The organism is Brevundimonas sp. (assembly GCF_032107865.1).
Lineage (GTDB): Bacteria > Pseudomonadota > Alphaproteobacteria > Caulobacterales > Caulobacteraceae > Brevundimonas.
In genome coordinates, this window is sequence record NZ_DAMCNG010000005.1 from 1 (window position 1) to 17,807 (window position 17,807).

The 17,807-nt window shown below is 61.1% G+C and carries 23 protein-coding genes and 1 tRNA gene; 18 read left to right on the top strand and 6 right to left on the bottom strand.

All coding sequences use genetic code 11. From position 1 onward, the window contains the following. Positions 1–1,221, top strand: a 1,221-nt coding sequence (locus tag RT567_RS01040; protein ID WP_313573691.1) for a DUF885 domain-containing protein, incomplete at its 5' end; no start/stop codon positions are given. Positions 1,222–1,238: 17 nt separating this feature from the next. Beyond that, positions 1,239–1,607 carry a hypothetical protein gene (locus RT567_RS01045; RefSeq protein WP_313573693.1) on the top strand — a complete coding sequence of 123 codons (369 nt, stop codon included), beginning with the start codon at positions 1,239–1,241 and terminating at the stop codon, positions 1,605–1,607. A 9-nt stretch (positions 1,608–1,616) separates the two neighbouring features. Here the strand turns inward: RT567_RS01045 and RT567_RS01050 are convergent, their stop codons facing one another. Together RT567_RS01050 and msrA are read right to left on the bottom strand one after the other, a co-directional pair. Next, a complete protein-coding gene (locus tag RT567_RS01050; protein ID WP_313573695.1) occupies positions 1,617–1,958 on the bottom strand; it encodes an MmcQ/YjbR family DNA-binding protein in 342 nt (113 codons plus the stop codon). Between the two features lies 1 nt (position 1,959). Continuing rightward, positions 1,960–2,610 (bottom strand): peptide-methionine (S)-S-oxide reductase MsrA, encoded by a 651-nt coding sequence (gene msrA / locus RT567_RS01055; RefSeq protein WP_313573697.1) that lies wholly within the window; start codon positions 2,608–2,610, stop codon positions 1,960–1,962. Positions 2,611–2,755: 145 nt separating this feature from the next. On the opposite strand from msrA, the gene RT567_RS01060 reads away from it, so the two are divergent. Both RT567_RS01060 and RT567_RS01065 read left to right on the top strand, forming a co-directional pair. Beyond that, positions 2,756–2,845, top strand: a tRNA-Ser gene (locus RT567_RS01060). Positions 2,846–2,947: 102 nt separating this feature from the next. Then, positions 2,948–4,468, top strand: a complete 1,521-nt coding sequence (locus RT567_RS01065) for a site-specific integrase (RefSeq protein WP_162790713.1) — start codon at positions 2,948–2,950, stop codon at positions 4,466–4,468. 241 nt (positions 4,469–4,709) lie between these two features. Here the strand turns inward: RT567_RS01065 and RT567_RS01070 are convergent, their stop codons facing one another. Together RT567_RS01070 and RT567_RS01075 are read right to left on the bottom strand one after the other, a co-directional pair. Further along, positions 4,710–5,291 (bottom strand): hypothetical protein, encoded by a 582-nt coding sequence (locus tag RT567_RS01070; RefSeq protein ID WP_313573700.1) that lies wholly within the window; start codon positions 5,289–5,291, stop codon positions 4,710–4,712. 56 nt (positions 5,292–5,347) lie between these two features. Beyond that, positions 5,348–5,584: a helix-turn-helix transcriptional regulator gene (locus RT567_RS01075; protein ID WP_211306052.1), complete on the bottom strand. Its 237-nt coding sequence runs from the start codon at positions 5,582–5,584 to the stop codon at positions 5,348–5,350. 111 nt (positions 5,585–5,695) lie between these two features. Here RT567_RS01075 and RT567_RS01080 point away from each other — a divergent pair, with 111 nt between their 5' ends. Further along, positions 5,696–6,133, top strand: coding sequence for a hypothetical protein (locus RT567_RS01080; RefSeq protein ID WP_114818567.1), 438 nt, complete (start codon positions 5,696–5,698; stop codon positions 6,131–6,133). A 262-nt stretch (positions 6,134–6,395) separates the two neighbouring features. On the opposite strand, the gene RT567_RS01085 is transcribed toward RT567_RS01080, so the two are convergent. Next, the gene (locus tag RT567_RS01085; RefSeq protein ID WP_114818568.1) at positions 6,396–6,977 is read right to left on the bottom strand and encodes a recombinase family protein; all 582 of its coding nucleotides are present in this window, start codon (positions 6,975–6,977) and stop codon (positions 6,396–6,398) included. 265 nt (positions 6,978–7,242) lie between these two features. Beyond that, positions 7,243–7,821, bottom strand: coding sequence for a hypothetical protein (locus tag RT567_RS01090; protein WP_162790714.1), 579 nt, complete (start codon positions 7,819–7,821; stop codon positions 7,243–7,245). Positions 7,822–7,948: 127 nt separating this feature from the next. Between RT567_RS01090 and RT567_RS01095 the strand changes: the two genes are divergently transcribed. From RT567_RS01095 to RT567_RS01155, 13 genes are all read left to right on the top strand, one after another. Next, positions 7,949–8,689, top strand: a complete 741-nt coding sequence (locus tag RT567_RS01095) for a hypothetical protein (protein ID WP_114818570.1) — start codon at positions 7,949–7,951, stop codon at positions 8,687–8,689. A 349-nt stretch (positions 8,690–9,038) separates the two neighbouring features. Further along, entirely contained in the window at positions 9,039–9,443 is a 405-nt protein-coding gene (locus RT567_RS01100) for an Arm DNA-binding domain-containing protein (RefSeq protein ID WP_313573707.1), read from the top strand. After that, positions 9,395–9,790, top strand: coding sequence for a tyrosine-type recombinase/integrase (locus RT567_RS01105; protein ID WP_409516132.1), 396 nt, complete (start codon positions 9,395–9,397; stop codon positions 9,788–9,790). The genes RT567_RS01100 and RT567_RS01105 overlap by 49 nt, the downstream gene beginning before the upstream one ends. An 18-nt stretch (positions 9,791–9,808) precedes the next feature. Further along, a complete protein-coding gene (locus tag RT567_RS01110) occupies positions 9,809–10,171 on the top strand; it encodes a tyrosine-type recombinase/integrase (RefSeq protein ID WP_313573710.1) in 363 nt (120 codons plus the stop codon). 54 nt (positions 10,172–10,225) lie between these two features. Next, complete coding sequence (locus RT567_RS01115) at positions 10,226–10,828, top strand: hypothetical protein (RefSeq protein ID WP_313573712.1); 603 nt, start codon at positions 10,226–10,228, stop codon at positions 10,826–10,828. A gap of 106 nt (positions 10,829–10,934) precedes the next feature. Next, complete coding sequence (locus tag RT567_RS01120) at positions 10,935–11,120, top strand: hypothetical protein (RefSeq protein WP_313573713.1); 186 nt, start codon at positions 10,935–10,937, stop codon at positions 11,118–11,120. A 58-nt stretch (positions 11,121–11,178) separates the two neighbouring features. Continuing rightward, complete coding sequence (locus RT567_RS01125) at positions 11,179–11,673, top strand: helix-turn-helix domain-containing protein (protein ID WP_313573715.1); 495 nt, start codon at positions 11,179–11,181, stop codon at positions 11,671–11,673. Continuing rightward, on the top strand, positions 11,670–11,885 hold the full coding sequence (locus RT567_RS01130) for a TraK family protein (protein WP_313573717.1): 216 nt from the start codon (positions 11,670–11,672) through the stop codon (positions 11,883–11,885). The genes RT567_RS01125 and RT567_RS01130 overlap by 4 nt, the downstream gene beginning before the upstream one ends. A gap of 264 nt (positions 11,886–12,149) precedes the next feature. Next, positions 12,150–12,503, top strand: a complete 354-nt coding sequence (locus RT567_RS01135) for a plasmid mobilization protein (RefSeq protein WP_313573719.1) — start codon at positions 12,150–12,152, stop codon at positions 12,501–12,503. Positions 12,504–12,635: 132 nt separating this feature from the next. After that, positions 12,636–12,938, top strand: a complete 303-nt coding sequence (locus RT567_RS01140) for a hypothetical protein (protein WP_313573721.1) — start codon at positions 12,636–12,638, stop codon at positions 12,936–12,938. A gap of 418 nt (positions 12,939–13,356) precedes the next feature. Beyond that, entirely contained in the window at positions 13,357–13,884 is a 528-nt protein-coding gene (locus tag RT567_RS01145) for a hypothetical protein (protein WP_313573723.1), read from the top strand. A gap of 103 nt (positions 13,885–13,987) precedes the next feature. Continuing rightward, positions 13,988–16,981 (top strand): N-6 DNA methylase, encoded by a 2,994-nt coding sequence (locus RT567_RS01150; RefSeq protein ID WP_313573725.1) that lies wholly within the window; start codon positions 13,988–13,990, stop codon positions 16,979–16,981. Then, positions 16,978–17,742, top strand: a complete 765-nt coding sequence (locus RT567_RS01155) for a hypothetical protein (RefSeq protein WP_313573726.1) — start codon at positions 16,978–16,980, stop codon at positions 17,740–17,742. The genes RT567_RS01150 and RT567_RS01155 overlap by 4 nt, the downstream gene beginning before the upstream one ends. The last annotated feature ends 65 nt before the right edge of the window (positions 17,743–17,807 follow it).

Genomic DNA, 17,807 nt, shown 5'->3' on the forward strand with positions numbered 1-17,807 from the left:
GACAGCGCCCTGGCCCAGGCCGAGCGCGACCTGGCGCCGGGCGAGACGGGCGACGTCTTGCTGCGCCCGTTCAACGCCCTGCCCGCCTCCATCCCCGCCGCCCAGCAGGAACAGTTCCGCGCTCGCGCACGCGATCTGGTCGAGGGACCGATCACCGCCCGCCGCACCGCCTGGCGCGACCTGCTGCGCGACGAATACGCGCCCAAGGCCCCACAGGAGCCGGGTCTGGTTCACCGCCCCGGCGGTCGCGACCTGTACGCCTTCCTGGTCCGCAGCCACACCACCACCGACCTGACGCCCGATCAGGTGCATCAGATCGGCGTTGAAGAAGTCGCCCGTATCCGCGCCCGCATGGAGACGGAAATGCGCGCCGCCGGCTGGACCGGCGACTTCGCCGGTTTCCTGACCTTCCTGCGCACCGACCCGCAGTTCTACGCCAAGACGCGCGAGGAGCTGTTGGAGAAGGCGTCCGAGATCGCCAAGCGCTCGGATGACCGCCTGCCCTCGCTGTTCGCCACCCTGCCGCGCCTGCCCTACGGCGTGCGTCCGGTGCCGATCGAGATGGAAGAGACCTACACCACCGGCCGCTACAACGCCGGCTCGATGGCGACCGGCGTGGCCGGGGGCTACATCGTCAACACCGGCAAGCTGGACCAGCGGCCCCTGTATGAACTGCCCGCCCTGACGGTGCACGAGGCCGTGCCGGGCCACCACCTGCAGGTCGCCCTGCAACAGGAAGCCGCGGACCAGCCCTATTACCGTCGCGACGCCTCGGTCACGGCCTTCAGCGAAGGCTGGGGCCTCTATTCCGAGTTCCTAGGCGAGGAAATGGGCATCTATCGCACACCCTATGAGCGGTTCGGCCGCCTCAGCTATGAGATGTGGCGCGCCTGCCGTCTGGTGGCTGACACCGGCCTGCACTGGCTGGGTTGGAGCGAGGAACAGGCCCGCGCCTGCTTCCGCGACAACTCGGCCCTGTCAACGCACAACATCGAAACCGAACTGCAGCGCTACATCGGCGATCCCGGCCAGGCCACGGCCTATAAGATCGGCGAGATCCGCCTGCGCGAGATCCGCCAGAAGGCCGAGCGTGAACTGGGCGACCGCTTCGACGTGCGGACCTTCCACGACGCCCTGCTGGTCGACGGCGCCCTGCCGCTAGCCCTGCTGGATGCGCGCATGGACCGCTGGATCGCCGAACAGAAAACCAAGGCCCAGTAAGAAAGCGTCCCTCCGACATGAATTTCATCAAACGCATCTTCGGCTCGGTGCAGCCGGGCTATCTGATCCGCGCCTATGTGCTCAGCGCCGCCTTCATGGCCTTCACGACCTGGATGATGCTGTCGCTGGACGGCGCCAAACCCATGCATGACCGCGCCGTGACCCTGGCGGTGTTCGGCGTCGGCGCCCTGCTGTTTCCCTTCTCCAAACTGGTCTGGGACGAGATCAAGCGGGTGATGATGGGCGAGACCGTCTTCTTCATGAACGCCGTCATCCTGATGTTCCTGAAGGTGCTGGTGAACTTCTTCCTGTGGGGCTTCTCGATCTTCATCGCGCCCGTGGGGATTCTCTACCTGTGGTTCCGGTCGCGGAACGCCGCCGCCTAAAGCCCAGCTTTAGAGACCCAGTTCGGCCCGCGCCTTCTTCGTCAGCTTGGCGGCGATCAGGGCGTGGGCCGACTTCAGGTGATCGGCCAGTTCGTCATCCGGCCAATCGCCCAGATCGGCCAGATGCACCCACTTCGCCCGCGCCAGATAGGGGGCGGGCGCCGCCCGCCCCTCTTCGGTCAGCACCGCATAGGCGATGTCCGACACCTTGAACGACAGCCCGCCCTCGGCGCCGACGATGGCGAACATCTTGCCCCCGATCTTATAGGCGTCATGGCCCGGCCCGAACGGGTGGTCCATCGTCGCCCCCGGCAAGGCCAGGCAGGCCTTGCCTACGCCCGCGCGATCCATCCTAGGCCCCGACGCCCAGGCCGATCGGGCAGACCACGCCGGTCCCGCCGATGCCGCAATAGCCCGCCGGATTCTTGGCCAGATAGCCCTGGTGATAGCCTTCGGCGAAGTAGTAGGGCCCGGCCGGTTCGATCTCCGTCGTGATCGACCCGCGCCCCGCCGCGCTCAGCGCCGCCTGATAGGCGTCGCGCGAGGCCAGCGCCTCCGCCCGCTGCGCCTCGTTCAACGTATAGACAGCCGAACGATACTGCGTGCCCTGGTCATTACCCTGACGCATGCCCTGCGTCGGGTCATGGTTCTCCCAGAAGGCCTTCAGCAGGTCGCCATAAGAGATCACGGCCGGATCGAACACGACCTGCACCACCTCGGTGTGACCCGTCCGACCCGAGCAGACCTCCTCATAGGTCGGGTTCGGCGTGATCCCGCCCGCATAGCCCGCCGAGGTCGTCCAGACGCCCGGCAGTTGCCAGAACACCCGCTCCACGCCCCAGAAACAGCCCATGCCGAAGACGGCCGTCTGCATCCCGGCCGGATGCGGCCCCTTCAGCGCATGACCCAGGACGAAGTGGGTCTCATCGGTCGGCAACGCCTCGGCCCGCCCCGGCAGAGCGGTATCGACGGTCGGCAGTTCAGACGCTTTCTGGAACAACATCAGAAATCTCGCAAAATTCGGGGCTAAAATCGACTTCCCTCCATATGGGGCCTCACAGGGCGCTTGCCGAGGGGGTCAGGCTGTTCTATCAGCCTCGCTCCGCTGGATCGACCGTCCGGCGGCTACACGGCGATGTCGTGGAAACGGACAGGTGGCGGAGTGGTCGATCGCGCACGCTTGGAAAGCGTGTGTACGTGAAAGCGTACCGAGGGTTCGAATCCCTCTCTGTCCGCCACGGTGTTACAAGCTCTTGATCTGAAAGAGTTTGTTGGAAAATCAGTCACTTACAATCGTTAGGGGCCGAATGTCTGCTACACTCGATACGGAGAGAGCAGACGTGTTGACTGGCCTTCTAAGGCGCGATGGCGGGCGGTATTCCACGCGCCGCGTCATCCCCAAAGACCTCCGCCCGGCCTATGGCGGCAAGGAAGTAATCGTCAAAGCGCTAGGGACGGCGGACCCGGCCGAGGCCAAGCGGCTCCATGTCGCCCTTTGGGCCGCTCAGGATCGGGAGTTCGCTGAGGCGCGGGCTGCTATGGCCGCAGCCGAGAAGGCCCCCACCGTCGAAACCAAGGCAGCGACCAAGCCCATAGACATAGACGCCTATGCGGCGCGGGCGCTTGTCGGCCTGCGGAAGAAGCGGGCGGCATACCTCGCGGCTGGGCGTCTGGAAGACTTCAACCTTGAGGCCCGCGAAGGGCTGGAAACCTATCAGGCTATCCTCGACGGCGGCGATGCCGTGGGCCTGTCATTGTCTGAGGCTGAGGGGATGCGGGTGGCGACGCTGGCGATCCTCACAGGCGAAGGCGCGGCGGCCCTTGCTGCGGCTCCCGCCGTCAAGCCCACAGCATCCGGCGGTCCCCGCGTCCCGCTCGCTGATGTGCTGGACAAATGGAAGGCCGAGCGGATACCGCAGCCGAGAACGGTGCGGGACCTGACGCGGACGGTTAAGCGGTTCGAGGCCGTCGTCGGCAAGCTGGCGATCCAAGATGTGACCAAGCAGCATGTCATAGCGTTCAAAGACGCCCTGTTAGCCGAAGGTAAAACGCCGGGAAATATCAACGTCATCATCCCCTTCTTAGGGACGCTGTTCAACTACGCCGTGGACAATGACCTGATCCCCGCGAACCCCGCCAAAGGGATCAAGGTTGCCGACAAGAGGCGGGCCAAAGATAAACGGCTGCACTTTGATCGCGATGAACTCAAGGCCATGTTCAGCGGCCCCGTTCATATAGATAGCGCTCGTCCCGTCGGAGGTGGTGGCGAAGCAGCGTATTGGCTCCCGCTGTTGGCGCTTTACACGGGCGCTCGTCAGACTGAACTTGGGCAGCTTCACCCCGATGATGTCTATGAAGAAGCCTATCTAGACGAAGAAGGCGGCGAACATTCCGCTTGGGTCATGCGCTTCGCAGAGAACGAAGAACGGGGCCAAAAGGTTAAGACGGAGGGGAGCGAGCGGCGCGTCCCCATCCACTCCGATCTAATCGCCCTGGGCTTCCTCAAGGTGGTGGCGGCCGCCAAGGCAGAGCGCCGTGCGCGCATCTTCCATAAGATCAACCCGACAGCGGAGGGCGAACTTATGGGCAACTGGTCCAAGTGGTTCAGCCGCTACCTCCGTAAGGTTTGCGGCGTCGCCGATGACCGCGTTGTGTTCCATTCTTTCCGCCATAGCTTCAAGCATTACGCCCGCGCCTGTCGTCTGGATAAGGCGGTCAATGACGCCATTACCGGGCATGAGACTGGTGAGACGGGCGACGATTACGGCCCTGCATATCCTCTTCACCCGCTGGTCGAAGGCATGGCCCGCTACCGGGTGCCGGGCTTCACCCTGCCGCCCCCGCCCGCTTCCCTGAGATAGTCAAGAAGGCCGGAAAGCGGGGCGCTGGGGCGGTGGTTTGGACCCGGCCGGGTGATCGCTCGTCAGGGGTGGCGAGGCCCCTCAGCGCAGCTGTAGTCCATTGGCCGGGTGGGACGATATTTGAGACAGATGCGCCCCGTGAATGTGCCATGCAGGAAGGCGGCGGCGGGTGTTTTCTGTCCCCCTAGGGTATCAAATCAGATTTGCCATTTTCTTCCCCTTTCTTAAGAAAGAAAGGAGGTCAGTATGAACCGAGCAACAACTGCTCCAGTATGTCGGACCGAAGCCGGTTCTTCCCCACCCTGATCGCCGGATACCGCCCGGCCTCAATCGTGTAGCGTTTGTCTCCCACGACGACGCATTCATCGGCGAACACCACCTCAACCGTTGCCGATCTCAGGCCCTCAACACGGCCCCGCATCGCCTGCCAGCGCTGCTTGATAGTGGAGAAAGTATCTTTCGGCTTCGTGCGCCCTGTCATCCCGGCGTCGCTCAGGGCCTTATCAATAGCTGTCCGCTGAGAAGCGGATAGCAACTTGTAAAGCGCGGCCTCAGGGATGGCGTAGCCGTTGTATCGTTCGCTGAGCCATGCGACTAACTCCGCATTGGATTTCGCCGCTGCCGCAGGCGTGCGAATAAACAGTTCCGTGAGCTTTACAGGCCACTGGCTATATCCTCTTGGCCGTTGCCGGTAGGCGTTGACTTTGACAGACGCCTGCATGCGGGACGCCTCAGGATGCGCCGCCCTGTAGTCCGCAGCGGCCTTGTTCGCAGCGGCGGTCATAGCGTTTTCTAGACCCTTGCGGATATCAGTTGTCGTCATCTCATTGGCCTCGAAAGCAACTGCCGCCCGCGCCATTTAGACGACAGGCGGTCGGTTCAGAGCGATCCGGCGACTAACAAATCCGACGGCTTGCGGTCGAGCGCTTCGGCGATCCGACAAATGTTGAGGAAGCTGACATTCCGCTTCCCGCGTTCGATCCGGCTCATGTGTGATCGGTCGATGCCTGCCGCATCGGCCAGCGCCTCTTGAGATAGGCCCAACTCCTCACGGAGCGCCCTGATCCCGTTGCCCAGTCGCACAAGGCGCTGGTCCGCGTCCTGTTTGACCGACATTCTGACCACGGCCAGAGGCTCGTGAAATGTGGATCATACGGCCACGGCATTTACGGCAATTGCTTTCAGCTGCTAGGATTGCGAGCGTAATTCCGAAACGGGGGACTAACGATGTTTGGCAAATTCAAGAGCATGGCGAAGCTCACTGAGGCGGGCGGCATCATCGAAGATGCCATCCGAAGAACTAGTCCGTTTGGCCCAGAGTTCGATGTCAAAACTCTGTCTAGCCGCCTTGTTGCAATGCTCTATTCGACCAAGCCAGAATTGTTCGATGGAAAGATGGGGCAGCGTCCCCATCCGTTAGCAACCGCTGCCGCCTCTTTGGCTCAGGGCTTGAAGCAACGCCCCCAAGGTTTTTCCCAAGATGTCGATGCCTCCATGTTTCTGGCGCTCGGCAGTCTTTTGCAAAGCGCCTCGGCAAATTCGCAAACCTACCGCTTCGGCGGGTATGACGTGCCGCTATTGAAGGTGTCTGAGCAATCCTATTGGGAGCACGAAGCCAAGACGCGCGAAGCGACAGACAAAATTGTCGGCTCGTTGGGCCTGTAATAAGCGGCTCTTGCTGTTGGAGGGATGCTCCACAATCAAGGACGAGCACTCCCGTCGCCGCGCCCGTCGAAAATATCCCATCGGCCCTCAGGTCCGGCTGTCGCGCGGGACGATGCCTGGGCGAAACCTGACACCTTCGCCATATGCCCTGTGGAGGGTGGTGGGGCGCCGGGAGGGCGTCGGTGCCCCAAGTGTCGAGCGGGCTGGAGAGGCCCGCCCACGAGCCTGAAATCCGGTCTAGCGTGGCCGCTGCGATCCGGCCCTACGTCGCCGCCGCTGTGTAGCGTTTCACCGTGGCGGGGGAGAGGCCGAACTGCCGGGCAGTTTGTGCGATGCTTGCCCCGTTCTCCCTGCGCCATGCGACCACGGCGGCGGCGTCCTGAGCCATCGGTCGGCCGAGGCTTTCCTTCCCCCGGTGGGTCCTGCCTGTGGCTTCCAGAGCGGCCCTCGCGGCGTCCCGGCCTGCCTGCGTCCGCTCCTTGATCCGCTGGCGTTCCATATCTGCGACTTGGGCCAGCACGGCGAGGATCAACTCCCCCACGCCGCGACCAATAGGGCCGAGGCCGTGAACGTGAACGGTGACGCCCATGTCGATAAGGAGGCGGACGGTGGCCTGAACGTCCAAGGCGTCCCGGCCGAGACGGTCAACCGCATAGACATGGATCACATCGCCGGGCCGGACCTTGCTTAGCAGGTCTGCGAAGCCCAGCCGCTTAGCAGCCAGCGTCCCGCCGCTTACGCCTACGTCGCTGAACTCTTGGTCGAAGTCCCCGCCGAGGGCGAGGCGCTGGCTCTCAATGCTCTGGTCCCCGGTGCTGACGCGGTAGTAGGCGATGCGGTGCATGACTGGCTCATAAGTTATGTGGCGCTCTAAGCTGGCTCATAAGCCCGGCTCAATGTCGCGTCAATCTATCTTATGAGCCATAGCGCATAACCTACAACTTGTGAGCCTGTCGTTTCTGGCGGCGTCGCTGGCGATATGGCGGCGGCAGGCAATGCCTTGGTGGCATGATGATTTGCGGCCAGCCCGGAGGGGATACCGGGGGAGCCGATGCCTCTTAGGATCGGAGGTCTACCCTCGCATAGCTAAGCCGAATTTCGGCCGGGGGTTACTGTGAAAGCGCTTGGGTCAAGGGGCCGAGAAACGGCGCAAGAATGGTCATGTGATTGGCAGCGTTTGCGATTAGCCGCTGATAGGCTTGCCCTTTCCCTTCCGCGCTATTGCTCGCCTCTATGGCTTTTAAGGCTTCAAGGAGGGTCGCGCGCTCAGCCTCGTCCTCCACCCCTTGCTCAATGGCGGACGCGACCTGGGCAAATATCGACGTAGTGCTGACGGTGTTTGTTGAGTTGTCCGTTGAGTGCAAGTTAACACGCGCATTGCTTCCCGACACATTGATGTAGTGCCCGCCCGTGTGCCGGGCAAACGATCCCTTACGAAACACCTTGAGGCTATAATGCGGCGGGATAGGACCTAAGCCGTCAGAATAAACGGCATCCCGTATAATGAAGACTTCCTCTTTTCCACTTGGAAGAAGCCGCCGAACTTCGTCCCCAGCCTCCACATCGACAGATGCATCAGGAACTTGTATTTCATTGGCGCTGATGATGCCGGTGGTCGAACAGCGAAGCGTGCCGTCTGGGGCTACGATGTCGATAGGCGTTTTTGGGAAATGGTCGAAAATGGTCATAGCAGCCTCGCAATCGCTGCAAGGAACATAGACAGAACATTCAACCTTGTCACTCTCCCGCATTATCCTTGGAAACGCGAGCTTAACCACTAGGCCGCGAGTTAGGGGCACAGATTAGGAGAGTGTTGTGCTGGGCTGGATCATTGGTGGCGTTATCGTTTGGGCAATCGTTTGGTGGGTCATGGGCCAAGCCAAACGGCAAAAGCAGCGCGCAGCCTCCATTCAGATGTTCGATGATGATGCGAGAGCCCAACTTACCGCCGCACAGCGTGAACTGAGTGCTGGCGAATTCAATGCTTTGCTGAACGAACTGGCTGCAACCACCGCCGTATCGCACCGAATGCTTCAACAGGGCATGAGCCCGATGATTGTGCAGGCCGCTGGATCGTCGGACGCGCGGAAGCGGATCAGGGCGGCGTTGGACGCGCGGCGGGCCAGAGAGGGCGCTGCTCTGGGCGCTGCGAAGAAGGCTGGGATCGAGACGGGCGATGACGGCTATCTAAAACCTGACATGCTTATGGCAGCTAAAGGATACGCCGCCGTTCAATCTACACGCATGGCCAAGCCTTACTTAGAGCCGACACAGTTGCGTTTGGACGCCACAACGATAATCGACCAAGCCCTTGATAGCCGAGCGACTGAGCAGCAACGCATGTCCGCTCGCTGGGGCGTTGTATATGCTTTGGGGGATGGCTCAGACATCTATCTCGCAGGGCTTCAAGCTTACGACGAGGCGGTCAAGGCGAGCCCCAATCCGCCGTCAACTGATCGCTATGAAGCGGCCGCGCTCGCGCACCTCACTATGGTGCTGGCTCAGTATCCCGAGGAGTTTTCACGATACGTTGGCTTTGAACTCAACCAAGCATGATGGCCGCAGCCTGCTGCTACCTGCTTGGACCACCTTGAAAGCGCGCGGCAGACTGCTACACTTCCCCCTCAAACTTGTAGCAGTCACGGCCTGCTAAGTGATTGATTTTAAACGATGTGGCGGCAGTCCCTCTCTGTCCGCCACGGTCGCATCCCCCCACGTCCATCGGCATCCCCTTACGTCGGCTGACCCGTTGGTTTTGCTGAGCATTTCAGTCCATCTTCGTCTGGACGCGATCACAACCACCTGACATAGTCCGGCCCATAAACGTGGGTAGATATGTGGGTTGTAAATGCGCCATCATAACCGACTGAGCGCCCTGGCGGTCGGACGCCTCAAAGAGCCCGGCATGTACGCCGATGGTGGCGGCCTCTACCTCCAGGTCAGCCGATCAGGCACGAAGTCCTGGATTTTCAGATTCGCTCTGAGTGGGCGCGAACGCGAAATGGGCTTAGGTCCACTCCACACGGTCAGCCTTTCGGAAGCCCGCGACCTGGCGCTGGAAGCCCGCAAGCTCAAACTTCGAGGCCTCGATCCCATTGATGCGCGCAACGCGGAACGATCCACCCAACGCCTTGAGGACGCAAAAGCCGTCACCTTCAAGCAGGCGGCCGCCGCCTACATCAAAGCGAACCAGGCGGCCTGGAAGAATGCAAAGAGCACGCGGCGCAATGGGAGGCCACTCTCGCCACCTACGCCGAACCGATCTTCGGCGACTTCGCCGTCGCCGCCATCGACACGACCCTGGTGCTGAAGGCCATTGAGCCAATCTGGACAGCCAAACCCGAAACGGCCAGCCGACTGAGAGGTCGGATAGAAACCATTCTCGACTGGGCCACGGTGCGCGGCTTTAGGCACGGCGATAACCCTGCGCGCTGGCGAGGCCATCTCGACAAGCTGCTCCCGTCGAAAAACAAGATCCGCACAGTCGCCCACCACGCAGCCCTGCCCTACAAGGAACTACCCGTGTTCATGCAGGTCCTGGCCGATCAGGCCGGTGTCGGCGCTCGCGCCCTGGAGTTCACCATTCTGACGGCGGCGCGAACCAGCGAAGTGATCGGGGCGCGGTGGGAGGAACTGGACATTGCATCAGCGACCTAGACGGTCCCCAAAGAGCGGATGAAGGCAGGGCGGGAGCATCGCGTGCCTTTGAGCGCGAGCGCGCTGAAAATTCTGGAGTCAATGGCCGAGATCAGAACCTCGGATTACGTTTTCCCCGGCGGGAAAAAGGACAGGCCGCTGAGCAACATGGCCTTGCTGGCCGCGCTCAAACGGATGAAGCGCAGCGACCTCACCGCCCACGGTTTCCGCAGCACCTTCAGGGATTGGGCGGCCGAGACCACGGACTATCCCGGCGAAGTGGTTGAAATGGCTCTGGCCCATACCGTCGCCAACAAGGTCGAGGCCGCCTACCGACGTGGCGATCTGTTGGAGAAGCGGAAAGGACTCATGAGCGACTGGAGCCGCCATTCACACGCCTAAGGAATCCGAATGGCTCCCTCCTCCCCATCCCCACGCGCCGAATCCGCTCTCCACATGGCTGACGCCACAGAAGTATCCCACACGCTGGACGTCTTTCTCGAAGCGACGCTTTCGTTGTGCCAGGAGATCTATCGTAGCGAAGCGGTCACGCATGACTTCTTCAAGGCCGTCCAGGCTGAAACCGAAGCTGGCGGGCTAAGCGACGCCACCGCCGCTCGGCTCACGGGTCGGTCGCGTCGCGCCTACTCGGCGCACATGGCTTGCGCCGCCATCGTCGCGAAGCGTCGAGCCCTGGCAGAAAAAGGAGATCGCGAAACCCTGGTCGCTGTCGAAACCGCTGCATTCAACACCATCTTCGCCGCACATTTCATGGCCCATATGGGCGAAGATCGGCTGGGCGTAGTCGAAGGTCTCGCTGAACTGAAATCGGATCGTGCATCCCGCTCAACCGGCGGAATGAAGGGCAACCTTACCCGCACCAGGTGGTATGCCGAAGCACGCGAACGCTACGACCACTTCCGCAGCACAAATCCCCAAGTCAGTCAGGCGACGCGGATTGCCAATGGCATCCTGAGACTTGGCCCGATCCTAGGTAGCCCCTCAGACGAACGCATCCTCGCCGTCGTGCGGAAATGGATGAAAGAGCCCAGCGCCTGAGTGAGAGAGTCTGACATCCACTAGTTCAGAGGGGCTGTCCGCCCCCCTGATTTCCTCGAACCTCCATGCATCCGCCGACATCCCCGCGGACCACAAGGAGACTTCGATGAACCGCGAACCGCAAAAATTCGCCCTGTCTGTGAATGACTTCTGCCGCGCCTGTTCGATCGGCCGCAGCACCTTCTACGAGGAAGTGAAGGCTGGCCGCATCCGCATCCTCAAGGCCGGCAAGCGCACCCTGATCGCGTCTAGAGAAGCGCAACGCTGGCTGGACAGCCTTGCAGCGGATTAAGCCGCCACCGCCCTCTCGTGAAGCACAGAAGGCCTCGCCGCAGCGAGGACGCGAAACCATGCCCGCCGCCGAACTTACCGCCGCCAGATCAACGCATCGCAAATTTCTCTGGATTCGACAGGTTTGCGCCGACCCTCAACTTCGCCACCTGCCCTGTCGCATCGCAGCGCTAATGCTCGACTATATCAACCTGAAAAGTCAGGTCGCCTGGCCCAGTCAACAAACCTTGGTGGCCGCTGCCGGCGTCACGCCACGCGCCGTCCAGACGGCGCTCCGCTGCCTGGAACAGTCTGGCCACATCACGGCTCGACGATCGCCAGGCAGGGTAAATCTCTACCGGCCACAACTGACGAACGATCGTTCGTCAGTGACAGCCTCACCCCTGAACCGTACTTCCAAAACCGACGAACGACGCTTCACCCGAAACCTAGAGACTCCTTTGAATAAGAGCCTCAACGAAGCCGAGCGCGCCGAAATCGGCCGAAAGATGAAGGAATTGGGAGCCCAGATCTCCGGCCGGAAACCCACGCTGAACAATGAAGGCCTGACATGAGAAGCGCCCCTCCCAAAACCTATCGCGGCTACGGCAGGGTCGCCTATCTGGCGATCCGAGCCGACATCGAGGACAAACTGGCCAAGGGTTGGCACCTCACCGCCATCTACGCGGAACACGAGCATCGCCTACCTATCGGCTACAAGCAGTTCGCCAAGTACGTCCAGCGGTACAGTGAAGCCTCTCGCTACGTCTGGGGCCAGACTTCATGATCGGCCCTAGAGCGCAACTACGCCCGGCTGACTTAAGGCAAAAATACGAGACAAAATGCAAATCAACGCGACACAATGCAAATCAAGGATAAATCACGCAACAAATGGAGGGTATTCAGGTGACTTGCGTTGTTTTGCGTTATTTCTCCCTACTTCTCTCTGGTGTGCGAGGCAGGATATGTATTGTGGGACCACAATACGCCTTTACTCGCCGGGCTCGATGTCTGCGGCGACTGCCGTCGCTCCAAGGCAAGGGGCGTAGTCATGGCTGAACGCCCCCCCACCAGGGACCGGCAGCGCCCGCTGAAGGTGTTTGTCACATCGGACGAGCGAGCTTTCATCGTCCGCAGTGCCGAGATCAGCGGGATGTCGGTTTCGCACTATCTGCGGACGGTCGGCATGCACGGACGCCCTACAAACGTTCTCGACCTGAAGGCGATGGGCCATATGTTTCGAGCATCAGGCGACCTCGCCCGACTGGGCGGCTTGCTGAAGCTATGGCTCGGCGACAGACCGGATGACGGCGCACCCGCAACCGACGTACGTAAGTTGCTACGCCAGATCGAAGACGGCGTTCTGGAGGTCCGCGCGAAGGTGAGGAAAATTAGTCCACCTTAGCGGAGAACATCATGCGCAATACGGCGCCGCCAAGTTAAAAATATATGCTCCTACATATACTGCATTGTTATAATTATATTTATCTTGAGAATCGATGCAGCTCAGTAGGCGTTCACCACGGGAGATGAAACGATGAACGCCTACACGTTATCCATGGTGACTGCTGGGGTTCGAGTGGAAATCGCGCCATTCGAAGCCCCCGGCTCCGCTGACGCGCTATGGTTCAGTAGGGGGTTCGTATGCGCATTATCTGAGCTCCGACCCGATTTGGAGATCGGCACTCGTTATCGCTTGGACCGCGTTTTGATCAGAAATAATCAGCAGATCACGGACGATTCCACCTTTGAAGCGGAATGCGATGTCGTGGAACAGGACGGACGCATCGGCGCGATCTGGCGGGTACCTGCACCGCCGCCAGATACAAGCTGGCAGTAAGCTTGGCAGCTACCCACCAGATCTGTCAGACTTGGCTATGCAAATGGTACTGGCACAGGCGGAGACGCTCCTTAGGGAGAGCTAGTTCACCCACTTCTGACTCATGCGGAACTTTGCTAGGCTCGCTTGGCGAGATAGCCTTTTGGGGTCGAGCGGGATTAGAGTTGGTTAAGTGCCGTCGCGGAATATGCGACTTACTATCAAGCCAGCCGTATTGGCCCTTTGCTGCCCTAGCCCTGGGTCTGGTACTCCCCACCAAGTTCGCCGGTTTCTGGGTAAAGCTTGAGAACACCCGCCCCAAAATGTTGCGGCACATCAGCGCCTCCTACCAGTTGGTGGTTGGCACCTTCGGGATCCAGACTTCGCGCTAGGCCGATCAGCGCGGTCTGATGATCTTGATCATCACGGCGATGAACGCATGTCGGCTGACTTGATCGCCCATGCTTGCTTTTTTTCTGGTCGTCAGCGACAAGAAAGAGTGTCAGCGCAAACTATACAATTCACTCAAGAGCAGGCCCGAGACATCGCTCAGGTGTCACCGGGCGACGTGCGCGCATGGCGCAAGGCCGTGCCTTACCTCGCTCAGAAGCCGGGAAAGGCCGCCCGCTTCACCTTTGCAGACTTGGTGGGCTTGGCAATCACGAGCGAGCTGACCGGCGGCTATGGCGTTCGGATCAGTGAGATCGGCGCTGGCGTCGATGGGCTGTTCCGCCTCCTCGGCGATGCGCGTCCAGCTCATCTCGAGGGTCTGGTCGCCTTGATAGAAAGAACGTCCGCGAAGATTTTCCCGGCCGGGGAGATCAGCGAACGACATCTGACGGAGCCTGCCTTCATCGTGCCGTGCGATCCGCTACTTGCCCGCATCGGTGGGCGCATGATGCCCCTTGCACCAGGAAGCGCTCAAACAGCCCTCCCTTTTCTCCCTCAAATTCTGAGGGCGGGCTAATGGGCTGCCTAACGACGTCTGATCACAGCGATTTGCCCCCTCCCATCGCGACCGAGTTCGGTGCGATATGAGCGTCATATCTAAAAGCAGCCTTGCCTCGGAGTTGGAACGCTTCGGAGCCGATCAGGACGCCTTGCGCCTTCTGGACGTCGATGGCCCCGATCTGTTGCCCTACGCCACCCTTCTTGCAGCCAGAGAGGCTGGCAACGAAGATCTTCGCGCCATCGCCGCGGTCTACGAGTGGCAAGGGACTCCGCTGATCTTCATTATGTCAGCGGAGGATGTCGATTCTGATCGTGGACGCCTGCACCGTATTCGCAGGCTGCTCGCCATGCGGGGCGATGCGCCCTATCTGGGCGTCGTCTCAGCGGGGCGATTGGAGGTCTATCTTATCGGCCTCGACGATTCTCAGACGTCTGGGGCTCGCGTCGATATCGGGGTCGCCGACGGGCAGGAGATCGCGACGCTGGCCCATCTGGCCAACGCGCGGCCCGGCGTTCCGAACGGCAATCGCCAATGGATCTCTCATGTTGTGCTCAAGCTGCTGGGCACGTCGATCGATACGCTGCGAACGGTATGCGGCGTCGAAGACGATGATGCGATTTCGCTGGTCGGCCGCGCCCTCTTCACGCGCTTTCTCGGCGATCGGCATCTGCTCAGTTCCCTAGGCGTCGATGCCTATTCGGCCGCCGAACTGTTCGACGACGCGCGTCGCGCCGAAGCGACCTCCAACTGGCTCGATCAAACCTTCAATGGAGACTTCCTTCCGACGTCGCACGGCATTTGGAATCGGTTGCCCGAAGAAGCATTTAAGGTCCTCGGCGACATCCTCCGTCGCGCGCCGGGCGGCACCCTCTATCTCGGATGGCAGGAGCGCTGGGATAATCTGGACTTCGCCCACATTCCGGTAGGCGTCCTCAGCCAAGCTTACGAACATTATCTGCATCAACATTCGCCCGACCGGCAGAGGCGCGAGGGCGGCTACTATACCCCTCGGCCCATCGCCGACCTGATGGTCCGGGGCGGCCTCAACGCCGTTGGTCGAACGCAGCCCTGCCATACAGCACGCATCTTGGACCCGTCAGCGGGCGCGGGTGTCTTTCTTTTGACGGCGTTCAGGCAGTTGGTCGCCGAACGTTGGCGCGCGGACGGACAACGTCCCGACACCGAGACGCTCAGATCAATCCTGTATGAGCAGATCACAGGCTTCGACATCAACGAAGCGGCACTACGTTTCGCGGCGCTGGGCCTCTACCTGATGTCGATCGAACTCGACGCAAACCCCGAACCGATTCACAAGCTGCGCTTCAAGAACCTGCGCGGTCGCGTACTTCTCAAGATGGCTCGCGACGACGAGCGCCGAGCTTTAGGCAGCCTTGGGCCCGCCGTGGGCGACGAACATGTCGCAAGCTACGATCTGGTCATCGGCAATCCGCCTTGGGCCAGCGGCACAGGTCTGCCCGAATGGTCGGACGTACAATCGATCGTCCGGCGGATTGCCCAGGAACGGCTACCGGAGAGCCCTCCCCCCCCTCTTCCGAATGAAGTGCTCGATTTACCCTTCGTGTGGCGTGCGATGGAGTGGGCGAGACCGGGAGGCCAGATCGCCTTTGCTCTCCACGCCCGCCTGTTGTTCCAACAAGGCGACGGCATGCAGGATGCTCGCCGCGCGCTGTTTTGCGCGCTCAATGTCACTGGCGTCATCAATGGCGTCGAACTGCGGCAGACGAAGGTCTGGCCTGAGATCGATGCGCCGTTCTGTATCATCTATGCGAACAATCAGCTGCCGCCCCAGGGGAGCGGCTTCCGGCTTGTCAGCCCAAGGCTGGAGTCGGCCCTGAACAATGCGGGCGGCATGCGTATCGATGCCACCAACGCCGAGCCGATCACGACCGAGGAATTGATTTCTCGGCCTGAGATCCTCAAACTTCTGTTCAAGGGCTCTCGGGCCGATGTCCAGGTCTATGACCGCTTACAGTCCCATGCGCCCGTACGGTTGGGTGACTACTGGCGACAGCTGTTCGGCAGCGACGGGGGGCGCGGGCGTTTCGCCGGAAACGGATATCAGCGGCTGAAGAGGAGCAGCCGCATCCGCAAGACGGGCGACGGCAAACCTGGAGTGCCAGCCCAGTATCTTCACGGTCGGCGCCTCATCACACCGCACACGATCAAGGGGATGCTGATTTCCTCCGACGATCTGCCGGTGTTTGATGAAGAGCGGATCCATGATCCTCGTTCGGAAACCCTCTTCGATGGTCCGCTCATGGTCGTTCAGAAGGCGCCGCCGGCGTCGCTGGGCAGGATCCGTACCGCAGTTATCCCCGCTGGGGCCGTCTTCAACGCTAGCTTCTACGGCTATAGCGGTCGGCACTATGACCGAGGGGCGGAGCTCGTTCGCTACCTGAGCCTCGTCATCGGGAGCAAGATCGCGCTCTGGCAGGTGTTGATCACAAGCGGGGAGTTCGCGTTCGAGCGGGACACGATCGAAAAGGCCACCATCGACGGTCTTTGGCTTCCCCCGCTGGAGAGCTTGGCCGAACACGAACGCGCGTATGCATCAAAGCTATTCGAAGCCGTCAGCTCGGGCGCCGTCGATGCATGGGACGAAGTCGACCGGTGGGTTGCGTCGATCTATCACCTGCGTCCGCGAGATTTGCAGGTCATTCTCGACACACTCGAATACGGACTACCCTTCTCCAAGAACCGTAAATTGGCGCAGGAGCCTGCCTCCGAGGACAAGGTGCGTCAGTTCTGCGAGACTTTGACGAGCGAGCTCCTCCCTTGGGCCGATCGCCTCCAACGCAAGATCAGCGCGGCTCCTGCCCCGCGCCTGAGCGCCTCGCCGTGGAGAGGCGTCTGCGTCTCATTGGGGGCCCAAGAAGGCTGCGCCGAGACCGAGCCAGTGGATTGGGCACGTTTTCTGCCGCTTGCTGATCACTTCGCCGCCACCGAGGTCGTGTTCTCGCAAGGCACGGATTGCCTGTGGTTGGGGCGGCTCGATCAGGCGCGATACTGGTCCGCGACACAGGCGCGGCTCGTCGCTCAGCGCCTGGCTTGGGAGCATATGGACGCATTGAGAGGACGTGGCGCCGCGTGACATCGTCCTCGTGTTTCCCCCGGCCAGAGCAGATCGACGAGCTCACAAGGGGCCTGGAGCTGCCGTTTCCGGCGCTCCATGACGAACATCTGGCGTTGATTGCCGATGTTCTTGCGCTTGCCTGGTCTGATCTCGCGCAAACCCGGGGCCAGATTCTATCAGCCGGTACGGAGGCCGAGATCAACGCACTCATGGAAACGCGGCTGAACCGAATGATCGATGAGCTCCCGGTGTGGGAGCAACTCGTTCGCAGTGTGGCGCGTGGCAAAGAAACGCTCAGTTTCGACGGAACCAATCTCGAGAAGCGCCCAGATTTATCCCTTCATCTGTGGGGAAGAACGCCATCGTTTCCCCTAATCGTCGAGTGCAAACTGATCGAGGCCACCAGCGGGAAGACCAGGGCCCTGTACTGCAACGAGGGCTTGAAGCGGTTCCTTACGGGGGAATATGGTTGGGCGGTGAGAGAGGCGTTCATGCTTGCCTATGTCCGTGACCAGTCCACCACAGAGTCCTGTCTAGTTCCATTTCTCCGAGACACCCAAAAATCTACGCTGGGGCCATATGAAATCACAGGGCTTTCTCCTGCGCCGGGCAATCTGAGCCATGACGTCGCCCTGTCCGCTCACCAGCGAGCTTTCCGTTACTCGGGGCGAAGATCGCCCGGCGACGACCCGGGACCAATATCGATCTGGCACCTTTGGGTCCAGGTCGCCGAGCAAGCATCGATATCGGCCGATCCTACCGCCGCGACTGCGACCTAGCCAGCGGCAAGCAGGCAGGAAACGCTGGCGTTGGACAGATCCGTCTCAGCATCGCGGAACGCGAT